The following is a 20,382-nucleotide window of genomic DNA, read 5'->3' as shown; positions in this document are numbered from 1 at the left end:
CTCACTCGGCCCCTTTCGGCTGTGCGGCCTCGGCGGTGGCGAGGAGGTCCTCGAAGACGCGCTCCCAGGAGGGCAGGGCGTGCGCGGAGCGGTAGCGGCGCAGGTCCTCCAGGCAGTCCTTGCGCAGGCGCAGCCAGCCCGTGTTGGGGAAGTAGGCCTCGATCAGCTCCTGCCAGACGGCCACCGGCATCAGGCAGGACGCCTCCTTGTGCCAGGGGATCGGCTCGGCGCGGAAGCTGCTGCGGCCGGTGAAGACGGTGCCGGAGAAGAGCATCAGCAGCGGCACCTCGCCTCGTGCGAGGGCCCGGAAGTAGGAGGCGGAGGCGACCTCGGTGTCGTAGGTGCAGGGCACCGGGAGGTCGATGTGGGTGGTGCCGGTGAAGGCGGGCACGGTGAGGGAGGCGTGGGCGAACTGGAGCGGTTTGAGGGTGCTGCTCCAGCGGCTGGGTTCGCCGAACAGGTCGCCCAGCATGTCGACCTCGTCGGGGTCGTAGGTGCGCTTGGCGGGTTCGATGCGGATCTGGCAGCGCAGGGCGACGGCGTGGACGGGCAGATGGTCGCGTTCCTCGATGCGCAGGCCGAACAGGAGCGTGGGGCTCGCGCCGAAGGGTTCGGGCCGGACGCCGGTGCAGCGGAAGTCGAGGTCGGTCACGGGGTGCCCCCGGGAGTCCTCGTGCTGTCGGTCCCGGCCGCCGCGGGCAGCGGCCGGGCGCGGGAGGCGACGCGGTCGAAGAACTCCGCGAGCGCCGCGCGGGCCTCGGAGCCGCCGTCGAAGCCCTTCCAGTGGAGCCGCATCCGGCCGACGAGTTCGTAGGCGACGTCGATGGGGACGAGGGTGCAGCTGGCGGGCCGGTCGCGTTCGGCGTGCAGCAGCAGAGCCTCGACGTCGTCCTCCAGCAGCCCGGCGAGGCGGGTGGAGCCGATGACGGCGTCCCAGGTCGCGGGGTCGAGTTCGCTCTCGGTGGCTCCGGCGGGGCTCGGGTAGAAGGCGGCGAGCCGGCCGAGGGCGGAGTTGCGGAAGAAGAAGGCGAGCCCGACGGGGATCTGGAGCCCGTTCCAGCCGTCGCCGTCGAGGGCGAAGTCCGGGTCGGTGAGGTAGCGGTCGGGGACGGCGCGGAAGCGGCCCTGGCCCGCGCCGGGTCGGGTGAAGAGCAGATGGCAGGGCGGGCAGGAGCATTTGAGGGAGCGGCGGGTGGTGTCGACCAGATGCCGGTGTTCCTCGGGCAGCGGTTCCCCGCACAGTTCGCACCGCTCCCCCGGCGGCGGGGGCCGCCGGGTGAACTGGGCCAGGACACCGGCCGGGCTGCCGCTCACGACCCGGCCCCCAGCAGTTCGGGCAGCGCGACCCGGACGGCCCCGTCCTCCTCCAGGAGCGGAAGCGGTTCCAGGTGGGTGCGTTCGCCGCGCCCCGCATGCCGTACGTCGAACCGGGCGGCGCACCCGGCGCAGCTGAGGAACTCGCCGTCCAGCGGGGCGGTGCGCAGGTCGGCCCCGCAGCCGGGGCAGCGGTCGCGGTAGGCGTAGAGGTTGCCGGGGAGGCGGACGAGGAGGAGTTCGTTGCCCTCGATGTCGGCGACGCGGGTGGTGCGGTCGTGCGCGGGCAGCACCGGTCCGGACAGGGTGTGCCAGCGCGGCGGTTCTGCGGGGGCTTCGCTCCGCACGGGCTCGGGTGGCACGCCCGGTGCGCCGTCGGGCGGGCGGGGCTGGATCTGGAGGAGGGGCGGTTCGGCGGGGGTGGCCTCGGCGACGCCTTCGACCTCGATGTGCGCGATCTCGGGGGCGAGGCGGGCGACGGCCTCCTCGATGGTCCAGCGGACGGTCTGGGTGGAGGACGGGCAGCCGTCGCAGCTGCCGCGCAGCCGGAGGTGGAGCGTGGGTCCTTCGGGGGCCTCGGTGTCCAGGCCCGCGACGTCCACGTCGCCGGAGTGGGAGCCGAGGTAGGGGCGGACCTTGTCGAGGGCGCGGCCGACCCGGGTCATCGTGTCCTCGGGGTGCAGGTCGTGCAGGATCAGCAGGTCGCCGACGAGTTCGTCGGCGGTGAGCACGGTCAGCGGGTCGGCGCCGGCCGGTGCGGAGCGCAGCAGCCGTACGGTACGGGCGAGGCCCTCGCCGTAGAACTCCACGACGCTGCGCACCAGTTCGTCGGCGGTTTCGCGGGCTCCGGGTCCGGCCTCGCGTCCCAGTCGGTCCAGCAGTTCGCCGATGCGTGCACCGGGGTCGGCTCCCGCCATCGTGGGCCCCTCTCGTCAGCCGCCCGCCAGTCCGCTCAGGCCGGTCGGCATATGGGTCTGCTCGACGGTGCGGCCGCCGCCGACGTACATGTGCACACCGCACGGCAGGCACGGGTCGAAGCTGCGGACGGCCCGCATGATGTCGATGCCCTTGAAGTTCTCGGGCGGGTTCTCCTCGAAGATCGGCGTGTTCTGGACGGCGTCCTCGTACGGTCCGGGGGTGCCGTAGCTGTCGCGGACGCTGCCGTTCCACGGGGTCGGCGGGTACGGGTGGTAGTTGGCGATCTTCCCGTCCCGGATGACCATGTGGTGGGAGAGGACGCCGCGTACGGCCTCGGTGAAGCCGCAGCCGATCGACTCGTCGGGGACGTCGAACTGCTCCCAGGTCTGGGTGCGTCCGGCGCGGACCTCCTCCATCGCCTGTTCGGCGAAGTGGAGGGCGGCGGCGGCCGCGTACGCCTGGAAGTAGGTGCGGGCCCGGTTGCGTTCGATGGCGTTGGACCACTGCGGGATCGTCCACTCCAGCGCCATTTCCGGCTTGGTCATGGTGCGCGGGAGGTTGATCTGCACGCTGTGGCCGGTGGCCTTGATGTAGCCGATGTCGACGAGTCCGGACAGGGCGGTGGACCAGAGGCGGGCGATGGGGCCGCCGCCGGTGTCCAGGGCGAGGTGGTCGGTGCCGTCGAACCAGCGCGGGGACATGACCCAGCTGTACTTGTCGTCGAAGTCGCGCTTCTGCGGGGCGGGGATGGTGTGCTGGTTCCAGGGGTGGCGTTCGTCCAGCTCGTTGCCGAGCGGGTCGCGCTCCACGAACTTCTCCATGCCCGCCCAGTCCTCGTAGTAGGAGGAGCCGAGCAGGATGCGGATGCCGAGGTTGATGTCGACGAGGCTGTTGGTGACGAGCTTGCCGTCCACGATGACGCCCGGGGTCACGAACATCTTGCGGCCCCAGTCCTCCATGGTGGCGTACTTGAAGTCGCAGTACTCCGGGTCGTTCAGGGCGCCCCAGCAGCCGAGCAGGATGCGCCGGCGGCCGACCTCCTCGTAGCCGGGCAGCGCCTCGTAGAAGAAGTCGAAGAGGTCGTCGTGGAGCGGGACGACCCGCTTCATGAACTCCACGTAGCGGGTGAGGCGGGTGAGGTAGTCGGTGAAGAGCTGGATCGTCGCCACGGTGCCGACGCCGCCCGGGTAGAGCGTGGAGGGGTGCACATGGCGGCCCTCCATCAGGCAGAACATCTCGCGGGTGTAGCGGCTGACCTGGAGCGCCTCGCGGTAGAACTCGCCTTCCAGCGGGTTCAGCGAGCGCATGATGTCGGCGATGGTGCGGTAGCCGTGGTCGGCGGCGTGCGGGGCCTCGGTGCGTTCGGCGAGTTCGAGGACGCCGGGGTTGGTCTCGCGGACCATGCGCTCGCAGTAGTCCACGCCGACCAGGTTCTCCTGGAAGATGTTGTGGTCGAACATGTACTCGGCGGCCTCACCGAGGTTGATGATCCACTCGCCGAGGTGCGGGGGCGCGACCCCGTACGCCATGTTCTGCGCGTAGACGGAACAGGTGGCGTGGTTGTCGCCGCAGATGCCGCAGATACGGCTGGTGATGAAGTGGGCGTCGCGCGGGTCCTTGCCCTTCATGAAGACGCTGTAGCCGCGGAAGATCGACGAGGTGCTGTAGCACTCCGCGACCCGCTTCGCGGCGAAGTCGATCTTGGTGTGGATGCCGAGGCTGCCGACGATGCGCGTGATCGGGTCCCACGACATCTCCATGAGGCCGTCAGCGTCGACGACGGGTTTGCCGGTCGCAGTCGCCATGGTCCCGCGCCGCCTTCCTGGTAGGTCGTGCTGCTCGCCCTGGCCCTACGGCCTTCGGGGGGTGCCGGAGGCCCCGGTCACCAGGGCGGCCGGTAGCCGGTCTTGATGGTCTCGGTCTTCGACCGCCACTTCGGTTCCTTGTCGACCGTCTTCGCGGTGAAGTGGCGCAGCCGCCGGATGACGGAGCCGTACACCCCGCTGGCCGCCGCCGAGACATGGCCGCCGGGTGGTTCGTCCATGAACGGCATGAACTTGTCGGGGAAGCCCGGCATGGTGCAGCCGATGCAGATCCCGCCGACGTTCGGGCAGCCGCCGACCCCGTTGATCCAGCCGCGCTTGGGCACGTTGCACTTGACGACCGGGCCCCAGCAGCCGAGTTTCACCAGGCACTGCGGGGAGCCGTACTCCTCGGCGAACTGGCCCTGTTCGTAGTAGCCGGCCCGGTCGCAGCCCTCGTGGACGGTGGCGCCGAACAGCCAGGTGGGCCGCAGCTCCTCGTCCAGCGGAATCATGGGCGCGGCGCCGGCGGCCTGGTAGAGCAGGTACAGCAGGGTCTCGGAGGCGTTGTCCGGATGCACCGGACAGCCGGGGATGCAGACGATCGGGATGCCCGCCTTGGACTTCCACTCCCAGCCCAGATAGTCCGGTACGCCCATCGCCCCGGTGGGGTTGCCCGCCATGGCGTGGATGCCGCCGTAGGTGGCGCAGGTGCCGATGGCGACGACGGCGAGGGCCTTGGGGGTGAGGCGGTCGAGCCATTCGCTGGTGGTGATCGGCTGGCCGGTCTCGGGGTCGTCGCCGAAGCCGCACCAGTAGCCCTCGGGCTTGATGCGCTCGTTCGGGATGGAGCCCTCGACCACCAGGACGAAGGGTTCCAGCTCGCCCCGGTCGGCCTTGAAGAACCACTCGACGAAGTTGTCGGCGCCCTCGACGGGCCCGCACTCGTAGTCGATCAGCGGCCAGTGGACGGCCACCTTGGGCAGGCCGGGCAGGGCGCCGAGGGCGAGTTCCTCGATGCTCGGCTGGGTGGCGGCGGTCAGGGAGACGGAGTCCCCGTCGCAGCTCAGCCCGGCGTTGATCCACAGAATGTGAACCGTCGGGTCTTCCTGAGGTGTGTCCAGCACGTCCGTATCGGCCGTGGTGGCGGTCGGGGCGTCCATGAGCCCTCCTCGGTCGGCCCGCTTCAGGATCTCTGGCCAGCAGCCTGTTTCCTGGGTACCCCGAGGACGCCCCGACAGGTAAGTGCGGCGTGGCCCTATTGCCCGTCCGCACCTGCCCGGACCGTGGCGGCCCCGCTCAGGCCTCCGCGAGCACGGCGTCGATCTCGCCGATGAAGTCGTCCAGGTCGCCGGGGTCGCGTGAGGTGATCAGCGACCAGCCCTCGGCGTCGTCGCGGACCACCGGCTTGTCGACCCAGGTGCCGCCGGCGTTGGTGATGTCGGTGCGCAGCGAGGCGTACGAGGTCAGCGTCTTTCCCCGGACGTAGCCGCCCTCGATCAGCGCCCACGGGCCGTGGCAGATGGCGGCCACCGGCCGGCCGGACGCGGCGAACGAGCTGACGATCCGGGTGGTGGCCTCCTCCAGGCGCAGCGAGTCGGCGTTCAGCGTGCCGCCGGGTACCAGCAGGAGGTCGTACGCGGCGGGGTCGACGTCGTCCAGCGTGAGGTCGGGCCGCACGGTTTCGCCGGGGTCGCGGTCGCCGACGAGGGTGCGGATCCCGTCGGTGTCGACCGCGGCCACGCTGACCTGCGCCCCGTGTCCGCGCAGGTGCTCCACGGGGACGACGAGTTCGTCCTGCTCGACCCCGTAGTTGGTGACGATGGCCAGAATCCGGCGGTCGTCGAGAGCGGTGGTGGACATGGACTGCTCCGTTCCTTGAGTGCTCCGGCTCTGCTGTCCTTGAGTGCTCCGGCTTCTACCCGGTTCTCCGGCGCCCACCAGGGGCTCCCAATATGGCCGGGCATCGCGGGCCCCGCATCTTCTCCCGTAGCGTGGTTCGGGAGGCCGGGCCCTGTGCTCCGGGCCGCACCGGACGGGGACTGCTCCGCCCGGCAGCGGGTACCCACCAGGGCGCGTCATTCGTCCCCCGGGTCGTACCCGGGGCCGTACGGAAGGAAGCTCTCATGACCGACCGCAGGCCGGAAGGCACCGCCTACACCGGGGCTTCCGGCAGTCCGCCCCCCGTACCGGCGGATCTGCCGGACCAGCAGAGCCAGGAGGGCGAGGACGCCCTCGACATACCGGTGCCGGACCGGGTGGCCCGCCAGGAGGGACATCCCGAGCTGGACGAGGCGGGCGCCGGCCGGAACGCGCCGCGCAACGCGGGCGCGCACCCCGAGGAGCATCCGGCCCCGGACGAGTCGACGGGGTAGGGCCTGTCGCCCGAGGCCCGAACACCCCGGAGCCCCGGAACGCGGCGCGTTCCGGGGCTCCGGGGTCGGTCGACCCGGATCAGGCGGTGGTGATGTTCTCCGCCTGCGGGCCCTTCTGGCCCTGGGTGATGTCGAAGGTCACCGCCTGGCCTTCCTGGAGCTCACGGAAGCCGGAGGAGTTGATGTTGGAGTAGTGCGCGAAGACGTCGGGGCCGCCGCCGTCCTGCGCGATGAAGCCGAAGCCCTTTTCCGAGTTGAACCACTTGACGGTTCCGCTGGCCATGCCTGTACCTCTCAGCAGTAAACGGATCCGCACCGCGCGGACCCGGAGGTGATCGCCCTGGTTCTCAGGCACTGCACAGCAAAACGCCCGCGCCAGGCGCGGGCAGGTACTGCGAACCACGACATCTTCCGGCGACGCTACACGGCGGGATCACTCCTCACCAGAGAGCAACGCCATTTTGCTGTGGATCACCTTCACGGTCACCGGCTCGTACCACACCGACTACGGTCCGTTCAGGGCCTGTCGGCGCCCCGGGCGACCCCGCGCGCCCACAGGACCAGCGGCACCTGGAGCGGCAGCCGGGCACAGGCCGCGACCCGCTGCGGCCGGGGCCGGTGACGCCAGTCGACGGCCATCTGCACATTGGCCGGAAACACACCGACGAGGAAGCCCGCGGTCAGCCGGGCGGCGGACGCCCGGGTCCGGGGGTGGGCGAGGCCCGCGGCCAGGGCGAGTTCGGCCACTCCACTGGCGTACGTCCACGTGCGCGGCTTTCCGGGCAGGATCCGGGGCACGGTGGAGTCGAAGGCCTTCGGGACGGCGAAGTGGAGCACCGCCGCTCCGCCCATGAGCCCGGCGAGCAGGACGGCGGAACGCGTCTGGCGGGACATGCTTCTCCTTCGACGACGGGACTTACTTGGGAGTAAGTTACGGGTTCCCGGCGCGTCCCGCACCCCTCAGGGCGCCAGCAGCCGCCAGAGCAGCAGCAACCCCACACCGCAGACGAGCACTCCGGCGACCAGGGCCAGCGCTCCCCGGCGTACGTTGTCGGGCTGGAAGCCGCCGAGCACGCTGAAGCAGAGCCGGATCCCGTGGGCCACGGCCAGCGCCCCGCACACGGTGACGGCGAACCCGGCCGCGATGGCGTCCCACTGGTCCTCGAACGCCCGTTGATACGGTCCGGGCTCTCGGGTGGCCAGTACATATCCGGCCGAGGTGAACAGGGCGGCGGGGAAGGCCACCAGGCCGAAGAAGAGGGTCAGGCGTCGGATCACCGGAACGCCCCGCTCTCCACCGGGAAGCGGGAGAGGCGTTCACGGACCGACTGCTTCAGCCGTTCCTCCCACCGGTCGCGCTCGGCGACATGGGTGAACAGCTCCCGCATCCGGTTGACCTCTTCGACCATGGCCCGTTCCTCCTGGGCGAACCGCCGGTTCAGGGGCCGTTCGATCCTCAGCAGGAGGGCGACGCAGGCCGCGAGCGCGAGCGCCGCCACGGTCAGGCCGACCACGACGAGCACGCCCCCGGGCCCGTCGCCGGTGGCGGCGGCGAGCGCCAGCACCACCGGGATCAGCACCGCGAGCGCGGCCGAGGCGATCCGGGGCCGGCGGACCCGGCGCAGCCGGGCGCTCAGGGCCTGGACGCCGGCCAGTCGCCGTTCCGCGGCCGCCAGGGTCCGCAGGAACGCCGCTCCGCCGTCGATCGCGGCCATGTCAGCCCCCGTTCCGCTGGGTGATGAACGACTGGAGTTCCTGGCCGAAATGGGTGCGCAGCGCACCGATCTGCGCGTCGTCGAGCTGGGAGGTCTGCACGGGCAGCCCCGGCAGGAACTGGTGGCGGATCAGCCGGGAGGCCATCGGGAGGACGGACAGCCGCAGCGACGTCTCGTTCTCCAGGTCCCGCATGAGCGCGGCGAACGGGGACTCGCGGCGGGACCGCCCGGGGATGTAGTGGTCGCGCGCCTCGTCCAGCCGGTCCCAGTACAGATCGGTCTTGGACACCGCCACGATCAGCCAGCGCAGCCGTTTGGCCAGCTGTCCGTCGATGATCGCGTCGACCAGCAGCCGGAAGTCGGCCGCCTCCTTGCGGCGGTGCCAGTTCCGTACGGCTTCCTGGTCGACGTCGCCGTCGGCGGCGAGCGCCTCGTGGACGTCGCGCTGGGAGGCGCGCTGCCAGATCTTGTTGTGCCCCCAGCAGACGACGTGGACGATGCCGTGCGGGGAGGCCTCGCCCCGCATCGTGTCGTGCAGGGCCCGTTGCCGCTGGGTGGACAGCTGACCCGGGATGACGGTGATGGCGGCCCGGGTGCGGCGGTTGCCGGAGCGCAGGACCGTGGCGTGCTTCTCGATGTCGGGGCTGCGGGTGCTGTCGCTGTCGCCGGTGCGGATCGACTGGGTCAGCGCGTCGTACAGGACGGTCTTGCCGGCGCCCGCCTCGCCGGTGACGGCGATGGGGTTGACCGAGAGGCCGAGCCGTCCGTTCAGGGTGGCCACGCCGGGCCCGGGCCCCGGGCCGCCGCCGTCCACCGCGTGCCGGACGCTCTCCCACCGTGATCGGGTGTTCTCCCAGACGTCGGGCACGCGCGCAGCTCCCCCGGGTTGGCCGATGGGGAGATGCTATCGATCAACAGGGCGCGGTGCACCGGCACTTGCGGGATTCACTGGATGAACCGGGGCAGCCAGCGCGCCTGGTAGTCGGGGTGGCTCGCGTACTCCGCGGCGAGCTGCCGTACGGCGAAGCCCAGGCCCACCGCGCGGCCGGAGCGGAAGTCCTCGGCCGGGCGGTCGGTGTCCAGGTCGGCCACCTCGACGTATTCGCCGAGCATCACGCGGTTGGTCTCGATGCGCTCCAGGGTCCGCGCGGGGTTCTGGAGGGCGATGTGCTGGTCGAAGCCCCGGCCGCGCACCGTGAACGCCACGCCGCCGGTGCGGTCGTGGACCTCGCCCGGCACATCGGCCGGGCACCGCCATCGGTCCCCGCCGGCGGCCAGGGCGACCTGTTCCTCGTCGGCGAGCCGTGCCTTGACGAAGGCCACCATGTCTGCGTTGCCGGCCATTGGATGCCGCTCCCTTGCGCTGATGGATCTCTGCACTCGATACGGGGAGCATTCTGGTGGAACGGACGCGGCACGATCCACCTCCGCATCCGGTTCACCCCACCGTGTCCCCCGCACCGCCCGCGGCCAGGTCGGCGAGGACCTTGTGCAGGGGCTCGGTCTCGCGGCGGCGGTACTCCTGCACCGCCCAGCCGTTGCCGTCCGGGTCGGTGAAGTACATGAAGGTCGCGCCGTCGTCGGGGGCGTACCGCTGCGGCTCGGATACCTCGACGCCCCGGCCGACCAGCTCGGCGTGCGCGGCCTCGATGTCGGTGACGCAGAGCTGGAGGCCGTGGTACGTGCCCGGCCGCGGGTCTCCGGTCGGGTTGGGCAGTCCTTCGGTGAGGGCGATCGAACACCCGGATCCGGGCGGCGTGAGCTGGACGACGCGGGCGCCCGGCATCACCTCGCCGTCGATGTCGACGTGGAAGCCGATCTTGTCCCGGTAGAAGTCCCGGGCCCGGTCGACGTCGGTCACGGGAAGCACGATCACTTCGAGGGTCCAGTCCATGGGTCAGTGCCCTTTCGCGGGTCGGTCGGTGTCCGGGTCGGCCCCCGGTTCGTCCGGGGCGGTTCGTGGTGTGTCCGCGTCGCCGTCCCCCGCTGCCGCTTCCGTCTCCCCGGCGAGCGGTGTCGCGCTGCCCTGGAGGCGGGCCAGGTCGGCGGGCCGGACCTGGATGATGAACAGGGCAACCAGGGCGGCGAACACGGCGAAGCACGCGGCGACGACGAAGGCGCTGGAGACACCCGAGGTGAGGACCTCGTCGCCCCAGGGCGGCGGCAGCACTTCGGTCCTCTGGAACTGCAGTTTCTGGGCGGGCGTGGCTTCCTGGAGGAATTTCGGCACCTGGTCGGTCGCCTCGTTGCGGCTGGCCGTGCCGAACGTCGTGACCAGGATCGACAGCCCCAGCGAGCCGCCGACCTGCTGGGTGGCGTTGAGGATGCCGGAGGCTGCGCCCGCCTCCTTCGGGGCGACGCCCGAGACCGCCATCAGGGTCAGCGACACGAACTGCATGCCCATGCCGAAGCCGAACACCAGCATCGGGCCGAGGATAGAGCCGAGGTAGGAGCTGTGGACGTCGGTCAGCGTCAGCCAGCCGAGCCCGACGGCGGCCAGGAGCGCGCCCACCACCATGAAGGGTTTGGGTCCCCAGCGGGGCAGCAGCTGCGAGGCCAGGCCGGCGCTGACCGCGATGACGGCGCTCACCGGCAGGAAGGCGAGGCCGGCCCGCAGCGGGCTGAAGTCGAGGACGTTCTGGACGAACAGGGTGAGGAAGAAGAACATCCCGAACATCGCCGCGGCGAGGCTGAGCATCATCGCGTAGGACCCGGCGCGGTTGCGGTCACGGAACATCCACAGCGGCGTGATGGGCTGTTTCGAGCCGCGTTCGACCATGATGAAGACCGCGAGGAGCACCACGGCGGCCGCGAACGAGCCGAGGGTGAGCGGGTCGGTCCAGCCGTCCTCGGAGGCGCGGATGAAGCCGTAGACGAGCAGCACCATGCCGACCGTCGACGTGAGCGCGCCGGTGATGTCGAAGTGGCCCGGACGGCGTTCGGACTCGGGGATGAAGCGCGGGGTCGCGAAGGCGATCAGCAGGCCGATGGGGACGTTCACGAACAGCACCCAGCGCCAGTCCAGCCACTCCACCAGCAGCCCGCCCGCGAGCAGTCCGATCGCACTGCCGCCCGCCGAGACGGCGGCGAACACCCCGAACGCGCGGTTGCGTTCGGGGCCCTCGCGGAAGGTGGTGGTGATCAGCGACAGGGCTGTCGGCGAGGCGATGGCGCCGCCGACCCCCTGGAGGGAGCGGGCGGCCAGCAACTGCCAGCCCTCCTGGGACAGTCCGCCGAGCAGCGAGGCGAAGACGAAGAGGAGCACGCCGAAGATGAAGACCCGGCGGCGGCCGAGGATGTCGCCGAGGCGTCCGCCGAGCAGCAGCAGTCCGCCGAAGGTCAGGGTGTAGGCGTTGACCACCCAGGAGAGGTTCTCGGTGGAGAACCCCAGGTCCTTCTGCATGTGCGGCAGCGCGATGTTGACGATGGTGACGTCGAGCACCACCATCAGCTGACACGAGGCGATGACCAGCAGCGCCAGTCCGCCCCGGTGTCGGTCAGAGGTCTTTGCCGTGTCTGCGGGGGTCGCGTGGGATCCCGTCATAGTGCGGTTCGTCTCTCGTGCCGAGGGCGGTGCGCCCCGTGGGAGCGGCCGGTCTCCGCGTCGCTCTGGTGAACGCGGACGTTCGCCCGACCGACGTTATGACGGAACCCGGGGCCTCGCCAATCGAGCCCTCGGCGGGTCCGCGCGGGCCTCTCGGCTCACTGCAGGGCGTGGACCGCGGCGCGGAAGACGGCGGGCGCCCGGTGGGCAGCGGCGACGATCAGCCGCCCCGAGGACGGGTGGCCGGCGGCGCCCAGCAGGGCCGCGGTGAGCAGGCGGTAGCGTCGGGTGGCCCGGGCCCAGCGGCGGGGGTAGTCCTCGGGCCGCCCGGCGGTCAGGCAGTCGACCGCGGCCGTGGCGGTGGCCACCGCGAGGGCGATGCCCTCCCCGGTCAGGGCGTCCACATAGCCCGCCGCGTCGCCGACCAGCAGGACGCGCCCGGCCCGCGGGTCCAGCGCCCGCTGCCGCAGCGGACCGGCCCCGCGTACGGGGGTGGCCCCGGGGCCGTCCGCGAGCCGGGCCGCGAGGGCGGGGAAGGCGGCCAGGTGCTGGTCGTAGGGGCGGCGGTCGCGGCTCAGGACGGCCACCCCCACCAGGCGTTCGCCGACCGGGGTCACGTACGCCTCGCCGTGCCGCGACCAGTGCACCTCGACGTGGTCGGTCCACGGGGCGAGCGGATAGTGGCGGCGCAGCCCGTAACGTCCGGGCCCGGGGACCGGCCGGTCGAGGCCCAGGCTGCGGCGCAGCGGCGAGTGGAGGCCGTCGGCGGCGATGAGCCAGCGCGCGGTGAGTCCGGCGGCGGTGACGGTGCGCTCGTCCTGCCGGATCTCCCCCGCCTTTCCGGCGACGACACGTACGCCGAGGGCGGCGGCGCGCTCGTGCAGGGAGGTGTGGAGTTCGGTGCGGCGGACGCCCGCGCCGGGGCCGCCCCGGAAGTCCGCCTCCGCGCTGCGCCGGCCGTCGGTGTAGCGGATGCCGCGCAGCTCATGGCCCGTCACCCGGACGCCGAGGTCGCGCAGGGCTGCGACGCCGCCGGGCATGATGCCCTCGCCGCACGCCTTGTCCACGGGGGCGGTGCGCGGTTCGACGACCACCGCCTCCAGGCCCGCCTGCGCGGCCCGGATCGCGGCGGCCAGTCCGGCCGGTCCGCCGCCGGCCACCAGGATGTCGATCACGCCGGTGCGTCCATGGCCGGGAGGCGGGCCAGCGCCCGGTCCTCGCACCGGATCCGCACGGCCATGAGCGCGGCGTTGAGAGCGGTGAACACCAGGGCGGTCGCCCACGCCCCGTGGACCAGGGGCAGTGCGAGGCCTTCGGCGGCGACGGCGACGTAGTTGGGGTGACTCAGCCACCGGTAGGGGCCACCGGTGACCCGGGGCAGGCCGGGGACGACGATGACGCGGGTGTTCCAGCGGGGGCCGAGCGTACGGATGCACCACCAGCGCAGCGCCTGCGCGGCCACGACGACGGCGACCATGGTCCAGCCGAGGACGGGCGGGAAGGGACGGTCGGTGAGCCGGACCTCCGCCAGACAGCCGGCCAGCAGGGCGGTGTGCAGGGCGACCATGGCCGGATAGTGCCCGCGGCCCGATTCGGTGCCGCCGCGGGCGAGGCTCCAGGCGGTGTTGCGGCGGGCCACGACGAGTTCGGCGAGGCGCTCGGCGGCGACCGCCAGCACCAGGAGGGTGTACCAGGTCATACGGGGCTCCCGTTCACGGGCGGGCGCGGGTGGCGGGCCATCGGGTCTCTCCGTCCTACCAGCGCAGGAGCACCAGTTCGCAGCAGAACCCCGGGCCCATGGCCAGCAGCAGCCCGGGCGTGCCCGGTTCCGGGCGGCGCTGCTCGATGGTGTCCCGCAGGACGTGCAGGACCGAGGAGGAGGACAGGTTGCCGACGTCGGCCAGCGAGCGCCAGGTGACGTCGAGCGCGCCGTCGGGCAGATCGAGGACCTCGGTGACGGTCTCCAGCACCTTGGGGCCGCCCGGGTGGCTCACCCAGTGGGCGACGTCCTTCGGTTTGAGGCCGTGTTCGTCGAGGAACTCCCGTACGTCGTCGGCGAGATAGCGGCGGACGACATCGGGCACCGCGGGGTCGAGGACCACGGTGAAGCCGGTGGAGCCGATGTTCCAGCCCATGACGTGCTCGGTGTCCGGGTACATCCGGCTGCGGGTGGCCACGATCTCGGGTCCGGCGACGGCCCGGCGGCCGCCGAGGGCGACCAGGGCGGCGGCTCCGTCGCCGAACAGCGCGGTCGCCACCAGGTTGGCGGGCGAGGCGTCGTGGCGCTGGAAGGTGAGGGAGCACAGCTCGACCGACAGGAGCACCGCCACCTGGTCGGGGTGGCCGAGGAGGTAGTCGTGCAGCCGGGCCGTCCCGGCGGCCCCGGCGACGCAGCCGAGGCCGAAGACGGGCAGCCGTTTGACGTCCGGCCGCATCCCGAGGCGGGCCACCAGCCGGGCGTCCACGGAGGGGGCGGCGATGCCGGTGACGGAGGTGAACATCAGCAGGTCCACATCGGTGGGCCGCAGCCCCGCCGCCCGCAGCGCACCGCGTACGGCCTGGGCGCCGAGGTCGACGGCGGACCGGATGAACACGTCGTTGGAAGCGCCGAAGCCGTCGAGGTCGCGGTAGGCGTCCAGCGGCAGCGCGGTGTGCCGGGTGCGGACGCGAGCGTTCTCGTGGAGCCGGTCCAGGACCCGGCGGTCGGCGCCGGGCGGCAGACAGGTCCGGGCCACCATGTCGGTGACCTCGCGCTGGGTGTGGCGGTGGGGCGGCAGGGCCCCGTGCACCGCGGCGATGCGGGTCATCCTGCCTCCTGCTTCGGTGGCGTCATGACCCCATCCTGCCCACAGAACGTGATGAATCGTGGCAAAGGACCCGCCCGGTCGCCGCATTGACGGGGTGACAGGCCCCTACGATCGCCCGATGGACGCCACGGACGGGGTGAGCCCGGCGGACGCGGTTACGGCCGGAGCGGATCCGGCGGGCGCGGATCCGGCGGACGCCGCTCCGGGCCGCGCGATTCCGGTGGGCGCGGTTCCGGTCGGCTCGGTGCGGCGGGGCCCGGTCGCAGGGCTCGCGCTCGCGTGTCACCCGGGGCCGGCGCTCGCGGTGACCGCGCTCGCCTGCGCCCTAGCCCTCGGCTCCGGTCTCGGCGGACCGCGCTCCGCGCTGGTCACGGTGGCGGTGCTGACCGGTCAGCTCTCGGTGGGCTGGTGCAACGACGCGTACGACGCGCGGCGTGACGCCCGGGCGGGCCGCCGGGGGAAGCCCGCGGCCGACGGCACGGTGACACCGGGCATGGTCTGGGCGGCGGCGGGCGGCGCGCTCGCCCTGTGCGTACCGCTCTCACTGGCCTGCGGGATCCTCGCCGGTACGGTGCACCTCGCCGCGGTCGCGGCCGCCTGGCTCTACAACCTGCGGCTCAAGGCGACCGCCCTGTCCTGGCTGCCGTACGTCGCCGGATTCGGCGCCCTGCCCGCCGCGGTCGCCCTCTCCCGGCCGGACGGACCGTGGCCCCGGTGGTGGACGGTGGCGGCCGGGGCCCTGCTCGGGTTCGCGGCGCATCTGGCCGACACGCTCCCGGACATCGCGGCGGACCGGGCGGCCGGAATCCGGGGGCTGCCGCACCGGCTGGGCGACGCGGGGACCCGGCTGCTGCTGCCGCTGCCGCTCCTCGGCGCCACGGCGGTGCTGGCGCTCGGGCCGCCCGGACCGGTGGACGCCCAAGGTGCGGCGGCGCTGGTCCTCGCCGGAGCGGCGGCGCTCGTGGGCCCGGCGCTCGGCCACCGGTGGCGCAAGGCCGCGCTGGCCGGAGCGGTGGCCGTGGCGGTGGTGAATCTGGCGCTGCTGCTGGCCCGGGGCGCGGCCGGGTCCTGAACGGGCTTGCCCAAGCTCGTATCTGACGGTACGTCACTTCGCGCACCCGAATGACATGCCCATGCGAGGACCGTTGACAAATCCGAAACAGCGCAGAAATCTATGAACCTCCGGCCGCAAAAGATTGACTTGCCACCTCAAATATTGTGGAAGCAGAGGACACCATGAGATGGAAACGACTCACCGGACGGTCGATCACCGGGCTTCTGATAGCCGGAATGGTCTCCGTCGGACTCCTGCCCGTCACCGCGAGCGCGGCTGAGGCCACCGATCTGGCCCGCGGCAAGACCGTCACCGCCAGCGGATCGCACGGCGAATTCCCCGCCGCCAACGCCAACGACGGCAAGGTCGACAGCTACTGGGAGTCGAACGGGCTCCCCGCCGACCTCACGGTGAAGCTCGGGGCCGACGCGGACCTGGAGTCCGTGGTGGTCAAGCTCAACCCGGATCCGATCTGGGCGAGCCGGACGCAGGACATCCAGGTGCTCGGCCGGACCCAGGACGGCACCGCGTTCACCTCGCTGCGGGCCCGCGCCGGCTATGCGTTCGACCCGAGCGGCAACCAGAACACGGTGACCATCCCGGTCGACGGACGGGTCGCCGACCTCCAGCTCAGGTTCTTCTCCAACACCGGGGCGCCGGGCGCCCAGGTGGCCGAGATCCAGGTCCTGGGGACGGCCGCGCCCAACCCCGACCTCACCGTGAGCGCGCTTTCCTGGAGCCCGTCCGCCCCGTCCGAGACGGATGACATCACGGTCGAGGGGACCGTACGCAACATCGGTTCGGCCGCCTCCCCCGCGACGACCGTCAATGTGAGCCTGGGCGGCGTGGTCGTGGGCAGCGCCCCGGTCGGCCCGCTCGCCGCGGGAGCATCGGCCGGGATCTCGGTCGAGGTCGGCAAGCGGCCGGAGGGCTCCTACACCGTCTCGGCGCTCGTGGACCCGACCGACACGGTCGTGGAGTCGGACAACGCCAACAACAGCCGCACCACCGCCTCGCCGCTGGTGGTCGGGCAGAGCCCGGGCCCGGACCTGGAGGTCCGCTCCATCACCTCCAGCCCGGCCAACCCGGCGGTCGGCGCGGCGGTGACCTTCACCGTGGCGGTGCACAACCGCGGCACCAGCGCGGTGAGCGCGGGCACCGTCACCCGGCTGACCGTCGGCTCCACCACGCTCAACGGCACCACCCCGGCCATCGCGGCGGGCGCCACCGCGAACGTCACCCTGGGCGGCAGCTGGACGGCGGCGAGCGGCGGCGCGACGCTGACCGCCACCGCGGACGCCACGAACCTGGTCGCGGAGACCAGCGAGACCAACAACGTCTTCGCCCGCTCCATTGTCGTCGGACGCGGCGCGGCCGTGCCGTACACCGAACTGGAGGCGGAGGACGCCGAGTACGACGGCACACTGCTGCAGTCCGACGCCGTGCGCACCTTCGGGCACACCAACTACGCCACCGAGTCCTCCGGCCGCGAGTCGGTGCGGCTCGACTCGACCGGTGAGTTCGTGGAGTTCACCTCGACCGCCCCGTCGAACTCCGTCGTCGTCCGCAACTCCATCCCGGACGCTCCGGGCGGTGGCGGCCGCGAGGCGACCATCAGCCTGTACGCCGACGGCGAGTTCGTCCGCAAGCTCGACCTCTCCTCGAAGCACAGCTGGCTGTACGGGAACACCGACAGCCCCGAGGGACTCACCAACACCCCCGGCGGCGACGCCCGGCGGCTGTTCGACGAGTCCCACGCCCTGCTCACCCAGACCTACCCGGCGGGCACCAAGTTCCGCCTCCAGCGGGACGCGAGCGACAACGCCTCCTTCTACGTCATCGACCTGATCGACCTGGAGCAGGTGGCGGCGCCGTCGTCGCAGCCGTCGGGCTGTGTATCCATCACGACGTACGGCGCGGTGGCGAACGACGGGATCGACGACACGGACGCGATCCAGCGCGCGGTGACGGCGAACCAGAACGGCGAGATCGACTGTGTGTGGATCCCGGCGGGCCAGTGGCGCCAGGAGCAGAAGATCCTGACCGACGACCCGCTCGACCGGGGCCAGTGGAACCAGGTCGGCATCCGGGACGTGACGATCCGGGGCGCGGGCATGTGGCACTCCCAGCTCTACACGCTGACCCCGCCGCACGAGGCGGGCGGCATCAACCACCCGCACGAGGGCAACTTCGGCTTCGACATCGACGAGAACACGCAGATCTCCGACATCGCCATCTTCGGCTCCGGCACCATCCGCGGCGGCGACGGCAACCACGAGGGCGGCGTCGCGCTCAACGGCCGGTTCGGCAAGGACACGAAGATCAGCAACGTCTGGATCGAGCACGCCAACGTGGGCGTCTGGGCCGGCCGCGACTTCGACAACATCCAGGAGCTGTGGAACCCGGGCGACGGCGTCGAGTTCACCGGCATGCGGATCCGTAACACCTACGCCGACGGCATCAACTTCGCCAACGGCACCCGTAATTCCACGGTCTACAACTCCTCGTTCCGCAACACCGGCGACGACGCGCTCGCCGTCTGGTCCAGCAAGTACGTCAAGGACCAGTCCGTCGACATCGGCCACGACAACAGCTTCCGCAACAACACCATCCAGCTGCCGTGGCGCGCCAACGGCATCGCGATCTACGGGGGTTACGGCAACAAGATCGAGAACAACATCATCTCCGACACCATGAACTACCCGGCCATCATGCTGGCGACCGACCACGACCCGCTGCCCTTCTCCGGGCAGACGCTGATCGCCAACAACGCGCTGTACCGCACCGGCGGAGCCTTCTGGAACGAGGACCAGGAGTTCGGCGCGATCACCCTCTTCCCGCAGAATCTGCCGATCCCCGGGGTCACGATCCGCGACACGGACATCATCGACTCCACCTATGACGGCATCCAGTTCAAGACGGGCGGCGGGCTGATGCCGGACGTCACGATCGAGAACGTCCGGATCGACAAGTCCAACAACGGATCCGGCATCCTCGCGATGGGCGGCGCCCGCGGCAACGCGACGCTCACCGATGTGACGATCACCGACTCGCGCGACGGCGACGTACTGATCGAGCCCGGCTCGCAGTTCACCATCGCCGGCACCCCGAGCGGCGCCCGCGCGAAGCGCTAGACCCGGCAGGACCCCGGTACGGTTCCCGGGTCGGCGGATCCCCCGTCGGCCCGGGAACACCCTTGTGGAGCGGCGGATTTGGTGGTGTCACGGCTCTGGGAAGTACAAGGCCCCGGAGCTACCCTCCGCGCATGATTCCCACGGTTGTCTGGGGTACCGGCAACGTCGGCCGCGCGGCGATCCGCGCCGTCGCGGCCCATCCGGCACTGACACTCGCCGCCGTCCTCGTGCACGATCCCGCCAAGGTCGGCCGCGACGCCGGCGAGCTCGGCGGTCTCGAGCGCACGCTCGGGGTCGCGGCCACCGACGACATCGCCGCCGTACTGGCCGCCCGCCCCCGCGCGGTGGTCTACGCGGCGTCCGGCGATATCCGTCCCGACGACGCCCTCACCGACATCGGCCGGGCGATCCGGGCCGGCGCGGTGGTCGTCACGCCCTCCCTCTATCCGCTCTACGACCAGCGCAACGCCCCGCCGGAGCTGCGGGACCCGGTTCTGGCCGCCGTCGCCGAGGGCGGCGGCTCCCTCTTCGTCTCCGGCGTCGACCCCGGCTGGGGCAATGACGTCCTGCCCCTGCTGGTCAGCGGTCTCGGCACCGAGGTGGACGTCGTCCGCTGCCAGGAGATCTTCGACTACTCCACGTACGAGCAGGAGGAGTCGGTGCGCCATCTGATCGGGATGGGGCACCCGATGGACTACCAGCCGCTGATGCTGGCGGAGAGCGTTCCGACAATGGTGTGGGGCGGTCAGATACGGCTCATGGCGCGGGCGCTGGGCGTCGAGCTCGACGAGATCCGCGAGACCCTGGACCGCCGGGCCCTGGAGAAGGAGGTGCGCACCCGCACGATGGGCGCGTTCGCGGCGGGCACCCAGGGCGCGGTGCGCTTCGAGGTGCAGGGCATCGTGGACGGCGAGCCCCGCATCGTCATCGAGCACATCACCCGTATCCACCCCTCGTGCGCCCCGGACTGGCCGTCGCCGCCCGACGGGGTGGGCGCGCACCGGGTGGTGATCGAGGGCCGTCCCCGTATCGAGGTGACGGTCGAGGCGTCCGACGAGGGCGAGAACCGGTCGGCGGGCGGGAACGCCACCGCGGTCGGGCGGCTCGTCTCGGCGATCGACTGGCTGGTGGACGCGAAGCCGGGTCTGTACGACGCGCTCGACGTTCCGCTGCGGCCTGCGGTCGGCAGGCTGGGAAGGAGACCGGCATGATCATCGATATTCCGGAGGGCCAGGAGCCCATCGGCTATGTGTGGGGGGAGATGGTGCCCGGGATCGGGATGGCCGCCGCCACGTTCTCGATGTCCGTCTACGAGCACACGACGCTGGGGCTGCGGGAGTTCGAGGCGGCGCGACTGCGGGTGGCGCAGATCAACGGGTGCCTGTTCTGCCTGGACTGGCGGACCGAGCGGGACGGGGCGAAGGTCGAGGAGGAGTTCGCCGGGGCGGTGACCGAGTGGCGGACGACCGACGCCTTCGACGAGCGGACCCGGCTCGCGGCGGAGTACGCCGAGCGGTACACGCTCGACCATCACGGTCTGGACGACGCCTTCTGGGAGCGGATGACCGCGCACTACAGCCAGGCGGAGATCGTGGAGCTGACGATGAGCATCGGCTCGTGGCTGGCGTTCGGGCGGCTCAACCATGTGCTGGGGATCGACGCGGTGTGCGTCCTGCCCGGTCACTGACGGAGTCCGGGGCCGCCGGGTTGGCACTCCCG

General features: G+C 71.7%; 22 protein-coding genes. 5 read left to right on the top strand and 17 right to left on the bottom strand.

What is annotated here, in order from left to right; genetic code table 11:
- Position 1: 1 nt before the first annotated feature.
- The 6 genes from ACSMXR_RS34895 to ACSMXR_RS34870 all read right to left on the bottom strand — a co-directional run bounded on the left by ACSMXR_RS34895 (position 2) and on the right by ACSMXR_RS34870 (position 5,897).
- Complete coding sequence (locus ACSMXR_RS34895) at positions 2-652, bottom strand: DUF6084 family protein (RefSeq protein WP_137235091.1); 651 nt, start codon at positions 650-652, stop codon at positions 2-4.
- A complete protein-coding gene (locus ACSMXR_RS34890; protein WP_473170762.1) occupies positions 649-1,314 on the bottom strand; it encodes a DUF5947 family protein in 666 nt (221 codons plus the stop codon). Before ACSMXR_RS34890 ends, ACSMXR_RS34895 begins: the two co-directional genes overlap by 4 nt.
- On the bottom strand, positions 1,311-2,231 hold the full coding sequence (locus tag ACSMXR_RS34885; protein WP_473170761.1) for a NifU family protein: 921 nt from the start codon (positions 2,229-2,231) through the stop codon (positions 1,311-1,313). Before ACSMXR_RS34885 ends, ACSMXR_RS34890 begins: the two co-directional genes overlap by 4 nt.
- A 15-nt stretch (positions 2,232-2,246) precedes the next feature.
- Positions 2,247-4,037 carry a nickel-dependent hydrogenase large subunit gene (locus ACSMXR_RS34880; protein ID WP_473170760.1) on the bottom strand — a complete coding sequence of 597 codons (1,791 nt, stop codon included), beginning with the start codon at positions 4,035-4,037 and terminating at the stop codon, positions 2,247-2,249.
- A gap of 77 nt (positions 4,038-4,114) precedes the next feature.
- On the bottom strand, positions 4,115-5,197 hold the full coding sequence (locus ACSMXR_RS34875) for an NADH-quinone oxidoreductase subunit B family protein (protein WP_137235087.1): 1,083 nt from the start codon (positions 5,195-5,197) through the stop codon (positions 4,115-4,117).
- Between the two features lie 136 nt (positions 5,198-5,333).
- On the bottom strand, positions 5,334-5,897 hold the full coding sequence (locus ACSMXR_RS34870) for a DJ-1/PfpI/YhbO family deglycase/protease (protein ID WP_137235086.1): 564 nt from the start codon (positions 5,895-5,897) through the stop codon (positions 5,334-5,336).
- 263 nt (positions 5,898-6,160) lie between these two features.
- Between ACSMXR_RS34870 and ACSMXR_RS34865 the strand changes: the two genes are divergently transcribed.
- Positions 6,161-6,409 (top strand): hypothetical protein, encoded by a 249-nt coding sequence (locus tag ACSMXR_RS34865; protein WP_137235085.1) that lies wholly within the window; start codon positions 6,161-6,163, stop codon positions 6,407-6,409.
- A 79-nt stretch (positions 6,410-6,488) separates the two neighbouring features.
- Here the strand turns inward: ACSMXR_RS34865 and ACSMXR_RS34860 are convergent, their stop codons facing one another.
- From ACSMXR_RS34860 to ACSMXR_RS34810, 11 genes are all read right to left on the bottom strand, one after another.
- The gene (locus ACSMXR_RS34860) at positions 6,489-6,692 is read right to left on the bottom strand and encodes a cold-shock protein (protein ID WP_032791721.1); all 204 of its coding nucleotides are present in this window, start codon (positions 6,690-6,692) and stop codon (positions 6,489-6,491) included.
- Between the two features lie 233 nt (positions 6,693-6,925).
- Entirely contained in the window at positions 6,926-7,303 is a 378-nt protein-coding gene (locus tag ACSMXR_RS34855; protein ID WP_137235084.1) for a DoxX family protein, read from the bottom strand.
- Between the two features lie 66 nt (positions 7,304-7,369).
- Positions 7,370-7,687 (bottom strand): hypothetical protein, encoded by a 318-nt coding sequence (locus ACSMXR_RS34850; protein ID WP_137235083.1) that lies wholly within the window; start codon positions 7,685-7,687, stop codon positions 7,370-7,372.
- On the bottom strand, positions 7,684-8,124 hold the full coding sequence (locus ACSMXR_RS34845) for a hypothetical protein (protein WP_137235082.1): 441 nt from the start codon (positions 8,122-8,124) through the stop codon (positions 7,684-7,686). Before ACSMXR_RS34845 ends, ACSMXR_RS34850 begins: the two co-directional genes overlap by 4 nt.
- A gap of 1 nt (position 8,125) precedes the next feature.
- Entirely contained in the window at positions 8,126-8,992 is an 867-nt protein-coding gene (locus ACSMXR_RS34840; protein WP_137235081.1) for a hypothetical protein, read from the bottom strand.
- Positions 8,993-9,069: 77 nt separating this feature from the next.
- Positions 9,070-9,468, bottom strand: a complete 399-nt coding sequence (locus tag ACSMXR_RS34835; protein WP_137235080.1) for a DUF6221 family protein — start codon at positions 9,466-9,468, stop codon at positions 9,070-9,072.
- Positions 9,469-9,562: 94 nt separating this feature from the next.
- Positions 9,563-10,018, bottom strand: a complete 456-nt coding sequence (locus ACSMXR_RS34830) for a VOC family protein (RefSeq protein WP_030084954.1) — start codon at positions 10,016-10,018, stop codon at positions 9,563-9,565.
- 3 nt (positions 10,019-10,021) lie between these two features.
- Positions 10,022-11,668 (bottom strand): MFS transporter, encoded by a 1,647-nt coding sequence (locus ACSMXR_RS34825; protein WP_473170759.1) that lies wholly within the window; start codon positions 11,666-11,668, stop codon positions 10,022-10,024.
- A 158-nt stretch (positions 11,669-11,826) separates the two neighbouring features.
- Positions 11,827-12,843, bottom strand: coding sequence for an NAD(P)/FAD-dependent oxidoreductase (locus ACSMXR_RS34820; protein WP_473170758.1), 1,017 nt, complete (start codon positions 12,841-12,843; stop codon positions 11,827-11,829).
- Positions 12,840-13,367, bottom strand: coding sequence for an isoprenylcysteine carboxyl methyltransferase family protein (locus ACSMXR_RS34815; protein WP_473170757.1), 528 nt, complete (start codon positions 13,365-13,367; stop codon positions 12,840-12,842). Before ACSMXR_RS34815 ends, ACSMXR_RS34820 begins: the two co-directional genes overlap by 4 nt.
- A 55-nt stretch (positions 13,368-13,422) precedes the next feature.
- Positions 13,423-14,475, bottom strand: coding sequence for a type III polyketide synthase (locus ACSMXR_RS34810; protein WP_137235076.1), 1,053 nt, complete (start codon positions 14,473-14,475; stop codon positions 13,423-13,425).
- 118 nt (positions 14,476-14,593) lie between these two features.
- Between ACSMXR_RS34810 and ACSMXR_RS34805 the strand changes: the two genes are divergently transcribed.
- The 4 genes from ACSMXR_RS34805 to ACSMXR_RS34790 all read left to right on the top strand — a co-directional run bounded on the left by ACSMXR_RS34805 (position 14,594) and on the right by ACSMXR_RS34790 (position 20,350).
- A complete protein-coding gene (locus tag ACSMXR_RS34805; RefSeq protein ID WP_473170756.1) occupies positions 14,594-15,547 on the top strand; it encodes a UbiA family prenyltransferase in 954 nt (317 codons plus the stop codon).
- A 164-nt stretch (positions 15,548-15,711) separates the two neighbouring features.
- On the top strand, positions 15,712-18,663 hold the full coding sequence (locus tag ACSMXR_RS34800) for a CARDB domain-containing protein (protein ID WP_381851049.1): 2,952 nt from the start codon (positions 15,712-15,714) through the stop codon (positions 18,661-18,663).
- Between the two features lie 131 nt (positions 18,664-18,794).
- Positions 18,795-19,874 (top strand): NAD(P)H-dependent amine dehydrogenase family protein, encoded by a 1,080-nt coding sequence (locus ACSMXR_RS34795; RefSeq protein ID WP_473170755.1) that lies wholly within the window; start codon positions 18,795-18,797, stop codon positions 19,872-19,874.
- Positions 19,871-20,350, top strand: coding sequence for a carboxymuconolactone decarboxylase family protein (locus ACSMXR_RS34790; RefSeq protein ID WP_473170754.1), 480 nt, complete (start codon positions 19,871-19,873; stop codon positions 20,348-20,350). The genes ACSMXR_RS34795 and ACSMXR_RS34790 overlap by 4 nt, the downstream gene beginning before the upstream one ends.
- Positions 20,351-20,382: the final 32 nt, after the last annotated feature.

This window comes from Streptomyces sp. DSM 106670 (assembly GCF_055792845.1).
This window is presented reverse-complemented; position numbering and strand designations above follow the sequence as displayed.